Origin of the sequence: Streptomyces sp. 2A115, assembly GCF_052245575.1 — a bacterium.
Taxonomy (GTDB): domain Bacteria; phylum Actinomycetota; class Actinomycetes; order Streptomycetales; family Streptomycetaceae; genus Streptomyces.
In genome coordinates, this window is the sequence record NZ_JBQQCG010000063.1 from 18,764 (window position 1) to 31,652 (window position 12,889).

The following is a 12,889-nucleotide window of genomic DNA, read 5'->3' on the forward strand; positions in this document are numbered from 1 at the left end:
TCGGCCCGCCTACTCGGCGGAAGAAGCCGGGCCCCGCGAGGAAGAGCCCCGCTTGCGGCGCAAGTTCGGAGATGGCGGGTGGGCCGACCCCTGGACCGGAATCAGTTCAGGGTCTGGGCGGTGTACAGGGTGCCGAGGGCTGCGGCGAGTGCGCCGAGCAGGAGCCGTAGGGCTTGTTCGGGTAGACGGGGTTGGAGGCGGGCGCCGAGGTAGCCCCCGATCAGTCCGCCGGTGCCGCAGGCGAGTCCGAGCCACCAGTTGGGGGCGACGTCTCCGGAGCTGACGAGGGAGAGCAGCGCGTAGGCGACAGCGCCGACGAGGGAGGTGGCGAAGGTGACGGCGAGTGCCGCCGGGGCGACGCGTGCGAGAGGCAGGCCGCGTCCGGCGAGGATCGGTCCGAGGAGGGAGCCGCCGCCGATGCCGTAGATGCCGCCGACCACTCCGACCGCCAGGGCGAGGCCGGTGAGTGTGCGTGGGCTCAACTCGCCTGCGGACGGCGGCCGGTGACGAGCCGGGGTGAGGGCGCGCAGGCACAGCCACAGGCCGAGCGGCAGCAGCAGGGCGGCGATCAGGAGCCGGAAGACGCTCGGGCCGGGGAGGGCGAAGACGCGGATGGCGGCGCCGAGGACGACGCCGGGCAGGGTGCCCAGAACCAGGCGCCGGGCGAGGTCGCCGCGCAGGGCCCCGTCGCGGCGGTAGCGCCACAGGGCTCCTGGTCCGGCGACGACGTTGTACAGCAGGTTGGTCGGGGTGACCGCGGGATTGGGCACGCCGAAGACGCTCAGCTGGATGGGGAGGAGGAACACTGCTCCGGACACACCGACCGGGGCGGTCACGGTTGCGATCAGCAGGCCGGCGGCCAGCCCACCCACCCATGTCCAGTCCACCGTTGCCCCTGCTGATCGATTGCCTGGCCAGTATCAGTGCCCCGGACGGTGCTGAAGGCGGTCTGCAACGAGATGTTCATGAACAGCAGGCGCAGCCGCGCCCGCCCGCAGCCGCACGCGTCCGCGTCGTCGTTCGACTAGGCGGCCGCGGCAGCCGGCTACGGTTCAGCCCGCGGTCCGCCGGCCCCAGGCCCCCCGCCCATCACGCGGTACATGCCGATCGATGCGTGCGCGACGGTGTCGGCGAAGCCGAACTTCTCGTAGAGGAAGCGGGCGGGGCCGTCCGCGATCAGCGAGACGTAGGCGGTGGCGGGCGCCCGGCGCTCCAGTTCCCCGGTGAGCGCGGCCATGATGCGCCTGCCGAGGCCGCGCCCCTGGTGTGCGGGGTGTACGCACATGTCGACGATCTGGAACGCGGTACCGCCGTCCCCGATGACGCGCCCCATGCCGATGGGCTCCCCCTCGTACTGGAGGAGAACCCCGTGCCAGGTGTTGGGTAGGGCGAGCGCAACCGCCTCGGGGGCCTTGTCCGAGAGGCCGGCGTCGGTGCGCAAGCGGCGGAAGACCTCGACGGAGGGCACGCCCACGCTCAACTCGTAAGGATCACTCAAGTTTTCCACTTCCGATCGTGTGATGTGCGCGGTGATGGGCGTGCTCCGGTGCTCGGCTCGATGGTCAGTAGCCGGATTCGGCGTGGTCACCGTGGTCGCTGAGCTGTGCTTCGAACCAGTCGTGCAGGGCGTCGACCAGCGCCGGCTCGTCAGTGGCGTAGGTGGGGGTGGCGCCGTCGGGTCGTTCCCGGTGGCACACCTCGACGCGTTCGTAGCCCTCTTGTAGTCCCTTCAGGCCCGGCATGCTGTCGCCGTGGATCTGGGCGGGGTCGCCGAAGTCTCCCTGGCTGAACGCCTTGGCCTCCTGCTGGAGGTGGGAGCGTATGAGGCCGATCTGTTTGGTGTTGTCGGACTGGTCGGCGACGACGTCCTGGGCTCCGCCGATCTCAGTGGGGTTGAAGTGGTGGGTGGTCTGCTCAAGAGTGGTGGGTGGTCTGCTCAAGGTCGAAGGGCATCACCGTCTGACCGCGTTCGGCGACCGCCTCCTGCCGGTCGCCTTGCAGGTCGTCACCATCGTGCTGTGGGCTCCCGGTCAGCAGGACTGCGGCCGGGGCCGCGCCGACACCCCCTACGGCGATGCCGGTCATCAGCAGACGGCGCTTGCGGTTGTTCATCCACTGCCTCCGTACACGTCGAGGGCTCGCGGTACGCCCGCCCGTTCTTGGGTGGGATCACTTCAACCGGAGTGGCCGGTGCCTGGTGGGCGGCGCCGCGGCTCAAGGCGGTGCACGGCGGCTGTGGGCGTGCCGGCACCGCCCGCACCTGTCGCCTGGACGCCCGCGGCCTTGGGCTCTACTCGCTCTTGGAGGGGATCAGCCACAGGGTGATGACGGCGGAGAGCGCGGCCACGCCCGTGGCTACGAGGAACGCGTCGTCGAAGCCGGAGGCGGCCTGGTCGCCGGTGTGGGTAGCGATGCTCGCGGCTGCGGCGCTGGAGACGGCCGCGGCGCCGACCGAGGCGCCGAACTCGTGGAAGGTGCTGACGATTCCGGAGGCCACACCGGCCTCGTGGGGGGCGACACTGCTGAGCGCGGTGGCCGAGGCGACAACGAACAGGGCACCGAGTCCCGCCGCGGCGATGCTCACGCCGGTGACCATGGCGGCGGTTCCGGACCAGAGCACCGGCACGAGGAATCCGGCAGCCGCGACGGCCAGGGCGACCGCAGCCAGCAACCGTGCTCCCAAAGTGCCGATCACCCGTCCGGCGGCGGTCGCGGCGGCCATCGTCAGCAGCGCCACCGGCAGGAACAGGACGCCGGTCATCAGGGCACCGTGGCCCTGATGGTTCTGGAGGTAGAAGGAACCAAGGAAGAAGGCCCCCACCATCAGCGCCGTGGTGACGGCGATCACAAAGGTGCCCGCCACCACCGGGCGTCGGCCGAGCAGACGCAGGTCCACCAGCGGTGCCGTCGCCCGGCGCTGCCACGCGGCGAAGGCGGCGTAAGCGACTGCCGAGGCGGCGACCAGGACGACGGTGACGGCGTCGAGCCAGCCGTGGTCGCCGGCCCGGATCAGGGCGTAGATGAGAGCGCCGGTCGCCACGGCGACCAGGACGGCGCCGGGCACGTCGAGGGAGCCGGTCGCCACACGGGGCAGGCGCGGCAGTATCCGGGCCAGCAAGACGAGAACAACCAGGCCGACGGGGACGTTGACGAAGAAGACCCAGGCCCAGCCCGGACCTGCCGTGATCAGCCCGCCCATCAGTACACCGAGGGCGGCGCCCCCGCCGCCGAGCGCCGACCAGATGCCCAGCGCGCGGTTGCGCTCGTCGCCGTCGAACAGCCGCACCACCACGGACAGAGCGGCGGGAGAGAGCATCGCGGCGCCCGCTCCCTGGGCAATCCGGGCCCCGAGCAGCAGCGGGGCACCGGTGGCGAATCCGGCGGCCAGCGACGCCGCGGTGAACACGGCGAGCCCGGCCAGGACGACTCGCTTGGCGCCGAACAGGTCCGCCGCCCGGCCGCCGAGCAGCATCAGACTGCCGAAGGTGAGGGCGTAGCCGCTGACCACCCAGGTCAAAGCGGCGCGGCTCAGGTCCAGTTCGGCACCCATGTGGGGCAGTGCGATCGCGACCACGGTGATGTCGAGGATCAGCATCAACTGCGCCAGCCCCAGCAGGCCCAGGACCGGCCAGCGCAGCGGATGCGGCGCATCCGGTGCGTGTGTGGTGGTGGTTTCCGTGTCGCTCATGACGCTCACCCCTCATCGCGAAGTCGTACAGGCGTGTTCACGTTATACGCCCTGGGGGTATAAAGCGAACAGAGTTGTTCGCCTTATCGGGGTACTGTGTGCGCATGGGCAGTAAGAACACCACCAAGCGCGCCGACGCCCTGCGGAGCATCGAGGCGATCGAGCAGGCAGCGGCCGAATGTCTCGGACGCAACCCGGAGGCGAGCATGAGCGAGATCGCGCGCGCCGCGGGTGTGGGCCGGGTGACGCTGTATGCGCACTTCACCTCCCGGGCGGAGGTCGTCGACGCGGCGATGAGCCGCGTCATCGACCGGGGCAACGAGGCACTGGACGCGGTCGACCTGACCGGCGATCCGCTGCTCGCCCTCGCGTGGTACATCGAGGCCGGCTGGCATCTGGTGGATCAGGCGCGGTCGCTGCTCGTCGCAGCCCAGAAGGAACTCTCCGCGGGACGCATCCGCGAACTGCACAGCGGACCCGCCGCCCGGGTCGAGACACTGGTCGCCCGAGGCCGCGCCGAGGGCGCTTTCCGCACAGACCTGCCGATCGCGTGGCTGGTCAATACCCTGCACACGATCATGCACAGCGCCGCAGAGGAGATCCGCGCCGGCCGCCTCACCTCCGACCGCGCCGCCCACCACATCACCGCCACGGTGCTCGCCGCCTTCACACCACCGGGCAAGCCAGTGCCGGAACCCGGCGGCGGAACCTGACACCGACGGCCTTCAAGAGGGATGCAGCGCAGCGAAGACAACGCTGCACGCCTGGTCAACTGTGCCAAGGGCTGGATCCTCGGCACCAGTTCAGAGACGTGACCAGGCCGAATGAGATGGCACCGGACGACTGCTCCTGCCACCATCAGCACAGTCACGGTCCGTAGCCGAGCGCGTTCCTTCCGTCGAGCGCGCGCCCGACGCTGATCCAGCTCGGTCAGGCCCTCCGGGTCGACCCGACGCTGCGTGCGACGCTCTCGCTGCTCTCGGAGGGCGCGCATGGAGTGCAGTGTTCTCATGCCCCGTACATGCCGGTCTGGCAGCATCCGGTTGCAACCGGATCGACCACCGGCCCTGACCACTCCCCCAACTGACATCACCACACTGACCTGCCATTGACGGGCCCAAGGTCGCGGTACAGGGCGCCGTGTCCGGGGCGCGCTTCGCAGCTCCACGCGAAACAGCCGCCGCACGGGACTGATCCCGGGCGACGGCTGCAACAAAGAGTGTGGTCGTGAAGGGCGGTCGCCTACGGCTCGACGCCGACCGGATCGCGGGAGCGCAGGACTCGCCCGTTCAGGATGGTGTGACGCAGGGCGTAGTAGGCGCTCTCGTGCTCCGGAACATGGTGGCCAACGTCTGCCAGCTCGACGCGCTCCTCGGAATCGGTCGCGACTCGGTGGTCGTCGGCGTCCTGCCGTTCGCGCACATCTACGGGATGACCGTGGTCGTCAATCTGTCGCTACGACGCCGGGCGACGATTGTCACGATGCGCTCGTTCGACCTGACCGAGTTTCTGAGGGCCATCGAGGTCCACGCGGTCACGCACCTTCCCGTCGCTCCGCCCGTCATGGTGGCCCTGGGCAAGTCGCCGCTCGTGGGAGACCACGACACAGGGTCCGTGCAGCTCGTTCTCTCGGGAGCCGCACCGCTCGACGCGTCGTTGGCTCGCACAGTGCAGGATCGACTGGGCTGCGCAGTCCGACAGGCGTACGGCATGACCGAGATGAGTCCCGTCAGCCACGCCGCACCCCTGCACGACGCCTCGCTCCCGGCCCAGTCGGTAGGGCTCACCGTGCCGGGCATGATGTGCAAGCTCATCGACCCTTCCACCGGTAACGAGATCCCGCAGCCGGAGGACGGTACCAGCGAGCCTGGCGAGCTCTGGTGCCAGGGGCCGAACATCATGGTCGGCTACCTCGACAACCCTCACGCCACGGCCGGCACCGTAGACGGCGACGGTTATCTCCACACGGGCGACATGGCTGTGGTGGACGCCGCCGGCGCAGTCACGATCGTCGACCGCCTCAAGGAACTCATCAAGTACAAAGGCTATCAAGTCGCCCCCGCCGAGCTCGAGGGCTTGTTGCTGGAGCACCCGGACATTGCCGACGCGGCAGTGGTGGGCGATCCTCTCGGGGACGGCGACGAGGCTCCGCACGCGTACATAGTCCGCGCGCCTGAGTCGGACCTCACGGCCGACGACGTCGTCAGCCTGGTGAACGAACGTGTGGCGCCATACAAGAAGATTCGGGCGGTCACCTTCCTCGACGCCATCCCGAAGTCAGCCTCCGGCAAAATCCTGCGACGCAGATTGCGAGCAGACAACGAAAGGCCGGCCACAGCCGTGTAGGCCGCCGGCGCTGCTGCACCAGTCGAGTCCTGGCGGGCGCCGCGGTGCCGGTACTGGTGGTGGTCGACTACGCGGAGACCTGCCCCGGGCAGGTGGCCGCGCTGCTGGATGCTGCTGCCCGGCACAACGGGACCAGCCCGTTCAAGCTGCTGCTGGCCCACACCGCCGGCGACTGGTGGCAGGCCCTGCAGGCCAGTAGCTCCGTCGCAGAGGATCTGCTGGACGGCGCAGACGACCTCGCGCTTCCCGCACTGGAACCCGATCGGGAGGTCTCGCGCAGTAGCGAGGGCGTCGATCGCGGCCTGCCACGGGTAGGCGTCGAGGTCGCCGCGCTTGGGCTTGTGGGGCACGAATCCGCCACATCGCGCAGGCGCGCCTCCCACGTCGAGGGCGTCCTCGACGTGGGACCATCGCCGCAGGCCGTCTTCCATACCGGCAGCCTGCGGCGCACCGCGGACAGCCGGCGCATTCCCCAGCGGGTCATGCAGGTCGGGTGACCCTCGGGTCGTCTCGCTGCGCGCGCCCTCGGCGTCGGCCGTACGAGCGGCTTCGCGGGGGTGGGAGAGGAGGGCTCAGCCATGGATCGGCGGTCTCTGGATAGTAGGGCGGAATGCGGCGAGGATGAGGGCATGGACAAGAAGGAACTCGCGGAATTCCTGCGCCACCAGCGTGAAATGCTGCGCCCCCGCGACGTCGGGCTGGCCGAGGGGCCGCGCAGGCGTACGCAGGGGCTGCGCCGCGAGGAGGTCGCGCAACTCGCCGGCATGTCGACCGACTACTACGCCCGGCTGGAACAGCAGCGTGCTCCGCAGCCCTCCGTCCAGATCACCACATCTCTCGCCCGGGCGCTGCGGCTGACCCTGGACGAACGAGACCATCTCTTCGTCCTCATCGGCCACAACGCCCCGGCCCGCTTCCAGCGCTCCGAACATGTCAGCCCGACGCTGCTGCGGGTCCTGGACCGCCTGAACGACTCCCCGGCCCTGGTAACGACCGACCTGCTCGACACCCTCGCGATGAACCCCTTGGCCATCGCGCTGCTCGGCGACCAGACCTGCCACACCGGTCTGGCCCGCAGCGGCTACTACCGCTGGTTCATGGACCCGGCCGAACGTCTGGTGTATCCCGAGGAGGTCCATGAAAGCCACGGTCGCGCCCAGGCAGCGCGCCTGCGGGCCGCGCTGACAGCCGGCAGCGACACCCCCCGAGCCGCCCGGATTCTCGCCGAACTCCAGGAACACAGCCCCGAGTTCGTCCGCATGTGGGAACTTCAGGAGGTCGCCCGCTACGGCAACTGCAAGACCATCCTCCATCCCGAACTCGGCCGCATCGACCTCGACGCCCAGCTCCTGTACACCGAGAACCGCGCCCAGACCCTCGTGGTGCTGACCACCCGCCCCGGAACAGAGAGCCACAGCAAACTCGAACTGCTCTCCGTCATCGGACACCAACAGCTCACCCCCTGACGTCCTGGACCGGGGACCAGGGACCGGGGACCGGGAGGGGACCGGGGACCGGGAGGGGACCGGGGACCGGGGACCGGGGACCGGGCAAGGCTCGGCACGGGAAGGGCCGGACAAGGGCACCCTGGAACGGTACGGCCTGAACGGCTTTTGCCCTGCGCTCTACGGCCATATATGCCGGCCCCCGCAGTCGATCTGGCCACGGCCGTGCTGGCGCACCATCTCGACGACGAGCAGACCTTGCCGGTCACCACGATCGCCGCAGCCCACCAGATCTCCCTGCGCTAGCTGCACCGGATCTTCCAGCAGCACGACACCTCAGCGAGCACCTACATCAGACGCCGACGCATTGACAGATGCAGCCGCGATCTGACGGGCCCCAACTGCATCACCTGACCATCCAGGCCATTGCCGCCCGACGGGGCTTCCCCCGCCTCCCCGATTTCAGCCGCGCCTTCCGCATAGCGGTGGGGATGCCGCCCAGCCAGTACCGCACCTTCGTCCAGTCACCCAACACCCCGCTTCGGGAGCCGCGACGTTAACGGGACCCGACGAGGACGTCAGCGACAAGCCCCGGGGTGCCGTGGTGGGAGGTGATGGCGGCGAACAACGAGACCGGCGCCCTCCAGCCGGTCGCCGACCGAACTCGCCATCCTCGCCCACGAGCACAATGCGGTGTTCCACTGCGATGCCGCCCAGGCGGTCGGCAACGCTGCCCCAGGTGCTGACCAGCCGTACGCGGATCGTGTTCTTCGAGACCCCGGCCAATCCCACTGTGACGGTCTTCGACATCGCAGCCAGCGCCGAGCAGGCCCGCACGGTGGGGGCGTAGACGGTGGTGGACAACACCTTTGCCACCCCGGTCAATCAGAACCCGCTCAGGCACGGCGCGGACCTGGTCGTGCACTCGGCGACCAAGTACCTCGGCGGGCACTCCGACCTGACCGCCGGCGTCCTGATCGGGCCCGCCGAACGCCTCGCCCCGGAAGCGGGGTGGCGCAAGAACCTCGGCGAGATCATCGCCCCTGAGACGACGTTCCTCCTCGCCCGCTCCCTCCGCGGCCTTCCCGTTCGCGTCCGGGCGCAGAACGACACGGCCGCGGCAGTCGCCGCCTTCCTTCATACGCACCCGCGCGTCGCCCGCGTCCACTACCCGGGACTTGCCACCGGCGAGCAGAAAGGATCGTCGACACGCAGATGCGCAGGTCCTCAGCGGCGCGCGTCTCGCCGCGGGCGTCACCATCGGTCCCCCCTCGCGCAGGACACGCTCGGCTCCACCAGCCCGGCCACATCAGACTGGGTTCCCTGGGAACTACCTGTAGCGACAGTTGAAGAACGAGATCCCACCAGTACGAGACCGGAGCACCTGTGACTTCGACACGCTGAACTTGACAGGGAAGACGAAGTGGCCGGCCACTGCACGGCCGCCTGGACCGCGGCGGCGGGCCCGCGGTGCTGGCGCTGCTTGCAGCCGTTCGAAGGCGAGCCGGTCGTTCTCCCCCACGACCAGTTCCTCAGTGCCGTCGCGTCCGGCAGCTGGCTTCTCCCGGATTCGATCTCCGGGAACGAAGCCGCCAGGCTCCTGCCCCGCCGTGCTGGGCTCCTGGCGCACGTCCAGGTAGCAGTGCAGCCGGACACTGGCTGCCCCGGATCCCGTGTCGTACGGTCTGACGGCGCGGTCGCCCACCGTCCGCAACGGATCTCACCGAACCCGGCGGTGCCGCCGGTACGGCCGAAGATCTGAACCGATACCGGGAATCAGGCGGCGACGAGCTCCTGCTCGCGGTCCGGCGTTTTGACCGTGGGCTTCTTGTTCGGCAGCGCGAGCCGGAAGACCTTGTGCCACGCGGAGAACACCTGCTTGGGCAGCGGGCCGGTGACGTACTCCAGCTCGTACTTCTCGAACAGTGCGCGCACCTTCACCGCGACCTCGGCGTACCGGTTGCTCGGCAGGTCCGGGAACAGGTGGTGCTCGATCTGGTGCGACAGGTTGCCGCTCATGAAGTGCATGGCCTTGCTGCCGCTGATGTTCGCCGAGCCCAGCATCTGGCGCAGGTACCACTGGCCGCGCGTCTCGCCCTTGATCGACTGGCGTTCGAAGACCTGTACGCCCTCGGGGAAGTGCCCGCACATGATCACCGAGTGGGTCCAGATGTTGCGGACCAGGTTCGCGGTGAACGTGGCGGCGAGCGTGGGCAGGAACGACGGGCCCGACAGCAGCGGGTGGATCACGTAGTCCTTGAGCACCTGCTTGCGGATCTTGCGGCCGACGGCTTTGGCCCGCGCGCGGAACTCCGGGTTCTTGCGGCGGCGCTTGTGCAGGTTCTTGCCGAGCTCCAGGTCGTACGCTGCGATGCCGTACTCGAAGAAGCAGGCGTTGATGAAGTTCCACAGCGGCTGGCCGAGGTGGAACGGGTGCCACCTCTGGTCCTCGTCGACGCGCATGATGCCGTAGCCGAGGTCGTTGTCCTTGCCGATGACGTTGGTGTACGTGTGGTGCAGCTCGTTGTGCGAGTGCTTCCACTGCTCGGACGGCGAGACGTGATCCCACTCCCAGGTGGTGGAGTGGATCTTCGGGTCCCGCATCCAGTCCCACTGGCCGTGCAGGATGTTGTGGCCGATCTCCATGTTGTCCATGATCTTTGCCACGGACAGCCCGGCGGTGCCGAGCAGCCACGCGGGCGGGAAGATCGAGAACAGCAGCACGCCCCTGCTGACCAGCTCGAGCTTGCGCTGCGCCGAGATGACCTTACGGATGTAGGCGGCGTCCTTCTCGCCGCGTGCGGCGATCACCTCGTCGCGGATCGCGTCCAGCTCGCGGCCCAGCTCCTCGATCTGCTCCGTGGTCAGGTGGGCGGTGGGGTCGATGGCGGTCAAGGTGCTCCTACCGTTCGATGTCGCAGGGGCCCGCCGCGGCGGACACGCAGGTCTGGATGAGGACGCCCGGCTCGGCCTCGGTGATCTCGCCGGTGCGCAGGTCGCGGACGGCGCCCGCCTTGAGCGGTGTGACGCAGCCGAAGCAGATGCCCATGCGGCACCCGGAGGGCATGAGCACGCCGGCCTCCTCGCCGATGTCCAGCAACGGCGTGGCGCCGTCCGCGCCGACGGTCTTGCCGGTGGTGCTGAACGTGACCTCGCCGCCGTCGCCGGCGACGACGATGCTGGGGCGGAAGCGTTCGGTGTGCAGGCGCTCTTGGACGCCGTGCTCGCTCCAGTGCTCCTCGGCGGCGTCGAGCAGGCCCGCGGGCCCGCAGGCCCAGGTCTCGCGCTCGGCCCAGTCGGGCACGAGTTCGTCGAGACGGGCGATGTCGAGCATGCCGTCTGTGTCGGTGTGCACCTCGGTGAGCCGCAGCTTCTTGTCCGCGGCCAGGTCGTGCAGTTCGTTGCGGAAGATCACGTCTTGCGGCCGTGGCGCGCAGTGGACCATGACGACGTCGTCGAACTCGGTGTCGCGCAGCATGCCCATCACGGGCGTGATGCCGCTGCCGGCCGTCAGGTAGAGCACCTTGGCGGGCTTGGCCTGCGGCAGCACGAAGTCACCGGTCGCCTGGTCGAGCTGGATCAGCGTGCCCGGTTTCGCCCTGCGGACCAGGTGGTTGCTGACCTTGCCGTCCGGGATCGCCTTCACGGTGATCGTGACGCGGCCGTCCTGGCGGTGTGTCGGCGAGGTGATGGAGTAGGCACGCCACAGGCGCACCCCGTCGACGTCGAGCCCGATCCGCACGTACTGACCGGCTGTGTGGCCGCGCCAGCCCCGTCCCGGCCTGATCACGACAGTCGCGGCGTCAGGCGTCTCGGGGTGCACGGCCTCGATGCGCCCACGCAGGTCAGCGCCCGCACGCAGCGGGCTGACCAGGTCGAGGTAGTCCGACGGCAGGAGCGGCGTCGTGACCATCTCCAGCAGTTTCCACGCCCTGCTGCGGAGGGCTGTACTCGTCATGACTCCAGCTTGCTGCGCCTCAAGGCGTAAAGTCCTGACCGCAGGACGTAAATCTGGCTGGCTGAATTGTTCGCAGGGAATAGAAACGTGAGCCATGCAATCCGGAGGGCCAGCGAGCTGGCCCTGGATGAGACGACGGTCACCGCACTTCGGGCCGCGCTGAAGAGCACCGCCGACGAGGTCGTCCAGGCGATCATCGACGAGGTCCCTCCCTACGCCAACGCCCTTTCGGGCCGCATGGGCGGCACCATCCGCCGAGCCGTCCGCACCGCCCTGGGGCACTACCTGGACCTCGCGAGCGGGAACGCCACGGGCGGCGACGCCGGTGACGCAGCCTACGAGCTGGGCCGCGGCGAGGTGCGCGACGGCCGTTCGATGGACGCCCTGCTCAGCGCCTACCGCGTCGGCGCCCGCGTGGCCTGGCGATGCCTGGCCGCGGGTGCCGTACCCGCAGGTCTGCCCGCCGCCGAGGTCGCCAAGTTCGCCGAGCTGACCTTCGCCTACATCGACGAGCTCTCCGCCGCGAGCGCCGCGGGCCACGCCGACGAACTGGCCGCCCGGGGCCGGGACCAGGAGCGCCACCTGGAACACCTGGCCCGCGACCTCCTCGCCGGCGCGAGCCCGGACGTGCTGCTGGCCGCTGTTCAACGGGCCGGGTGGCAGCCTCCGGTTTCGCTGACCGCGGTCCTGCTACCCGCCGCCCAGGCCCGGCCTGCCTACCGCGCGCTCGACCCGAGCACCCTCGTCCTCGACGATCTGCCGGATGCCACCGGTGTGCTGCTCGTCCCCGACGCCGACCGATCACATCTCTTGCGGCAGCTGACCGACCGCACCGCCGTGGTCGGCCCGGCCCGGCCATGGACCCGAGCGTCCGCCTCGTACGCACGAGCCGTACGCGCGCGCTCCCTCTCCTCTGCTATTCGCGACACCGAGGACCACCTGCCCGAGCTGGTGCTGAGCGCCGACGCGGACGCGTTCGCAGACCTGCGTGCCCGAGCCCTCGCACCGTTGCAGGCCTTGCCTGCCGCGACCGCACGGCGGCTGGAGGAGACGTTGCGGGCGTGGCTGCTGCACCAGGGCAGGCGGGACGAGGTGGCGGCGGCGCTGTTCGTCCATCCTCAGACAGTGCGCTACCGGATGTCGCAGCTGCGGGAGCTGTTTCCGGATCTCGCATCGCCACACCGGGTCCTTGAACTGACGCTGGCGGTCGGTCTTCGGGTCAGCTGACGCGTACTTCGACCGTCCACGACCGCGTCCGCGAGCGGTGCAGGAATCGTGCCTCGTTCTCGGTGCCATCAGCTGGCTCATGCGGCCCGGGGAAGAGCGGCATGAGCCAGCTGTGATCGCCACCATCCAGTCCGTCACCACCGGCGGTCCCGTCCGCGTCGACAAGCTCCAAGACCTGTGAAGCACGGGTCTTCGGCCGCAGCGCGAACCCCGGCGCCATGTGAC

General features: G+C 69.5%; 12 protein-coding genes and 1 pseudogene. 6 read left to right on the top strand and 7 right to left on the bottom strand.

The window, feature by feature from the left end; genetic code table 11:
* Positions 1–101: 101 nt before the first annotated feature.
* The 5 genes from ACTWQR_RS38870 to ACTWQR_RS38890 form a co-directional block, all read right to left on the bottom strand.
* Entirely contained in the window at positions 102–887 is a 786-nt protein-coding gene (locus ACTWQR_RS38870) for a sulfite exporter TauE/SafE family protein (protein ID WP_443231963.1), read from the bottom strand.
* 158 nt (positions 888–1,045) lie between these two features.
* Positions 1,046–1,507 (bottom strand): GNAT family N-acetyltransferase, encoded by a 462-nt coding sequence (locus ACTWQR_RS38875; protein WP_443231964.1) that lies wholly within the window; start codon positions 1,505–1,507, stop codon positions 1,046–1,048.
* Between the two features lie 55 nt (positions 1,508–1,562).
* Positions 1,563–1,940, bottom strand: a complete 378-nt coding sequence (locus ACTWQR_RS38880) for an aspartate carbamoyltransferase (RefSeq protein ID WP_443231965.1) — start codon at positions 1,938–1,940, stop codon at positions 1,563–1,565.
* Positions 1,915–2,112, bottom strand: coding sequence for a hypothetical protein (locus tag ACTWQR_RS38885; protein WP_443231966.1), 198 nt, complete (start codon positions 2,110–2,112; stop codon positions 1,915–1,917). The genes ACTWQR_RS38880 and ACTWQR_RS38885 overlap by 26 nt, the downstream gene beginning before the upstream one ends.
* Positions 2,113–2,290: 178 nt before the next feature.
* Positions 2,291–3,688, bottom strand: coding sequence for an MFS transporter (locus tag ACTWQR_RS38890; RefSeq protein ID WP_443231967.1), 1,398 nt, complete (start codon positions 3,686–3,688; stop codon positions 2,291–2,293).
* 104 nt (positions 3,689–3,792) lie between these two features.
* On the opposite strand from ACTWQR_RS38890, the gene ACTWQR_RS38895 reads away from it, so the two are divergent.
* The 5 genes and pseudogenes from ACTWQR_RS38895 (at position 3,793) to ACTWQR_RS38915 (ending at position 8,869) form a co-directional block, all read left to right on the top strand.
* The gene (locus ACTWQR_RS38895; RefSeq protein WP_443231968.1) at positions 3,793–4,401 is read left to right on the top strand and encodes a TetR/AcrR family transcriptional regulator; all 609 of its coding nucleotides are present in this window, start codon (positions 3,793–3,795) and stop codon (positions 4,399–4,401) included.
* Between the two features lie 508 nt (positions 4,402–4,909).
* Positions 4,910–6,034, top strand: coding sequence for an AMP-binding protein (locus ACTWQR_RS38900; RefSeq protein WP_443231969.1), 1,125 nt, complete (start codon positions 4,910–4,912; stop codon positions 6,032–6,034).
* A gap of 44 nt (positions 6,035–6,078) precedes the next feature.
* A complete protein-coding gene (locus ACTWQR_RS38905) occupies positions 6,079–6,531 on the top strand; it encodes a hypothetical protein (protein WP_443231970.1) in 453 nt (150 codons plus the stop codon).
* 132 nt (positions 6,532–6,663) lie between these two features.
* On the top strand, positions 6,664–7,500 hold the full coding sequence (locus ACTWQR_RS38910; protein ID WP_443231971.1) for a helix-turn-helix transcriptional regulator: 837 nt from the start codon (positions 6,664–6,666) through the stop codon (positions 7,498–7,500).
* A gap of 685 nt (positions 7,501–8,185) precedes the next feature.
* Positions 8,186–8,869 (top strand): annotated as a pseudogene (locus tag ACTWQR_RS38915) (PLP-dependent transferase).
* 386 nt (positions 8,870–9,255) lie between these two features.
* Here the strand turns inward: ACTWQR_RS38915 and ACTWQR_RS38920 are convergent.
* Positions 9,256–10,374, bottom strand: coding sequence for a fatty acid desaturase family protein (locus tag ACTWQR_RS38920; protein ID WP_443231972.1), 1,119 nt, complete (start codon positions 10,372–10,374; stop codon positions 9,256–9,258).
* 7 nt (positions 10,375–10,381) lie between these two features.
* On the bottom strand, positions 10,382–11,437 hold the full coding sequence (locus tag ACTWQR_RS38925; protein WP_443231973.1) for a ferredoxin reductase: 1,056 nt from the start codon (positions 11,435–11,437) through the stop codon (positions 10,382–10,384).
* A gap of 87 nt (positions 11,438–11,524) precedes the next feature.
* Here ACTWQR_RS38925 and ACTWQR_RS38930 point away from each other — a divergent pair, with 87 nt between their 5' ends.
* Positions 11,525–12,664, top strand: a complete 1,140-nt coding sequence (locus tag ACTWQR_RS38930; RefSeq protein WP_443231974.1) for a PucR family transcriptional regulator — start codon at positions 11,525–11,527, stop codon at positions 12,662–12,664.
* Positions 12,665–12,889: the final 225 nt, after the last annotated feature.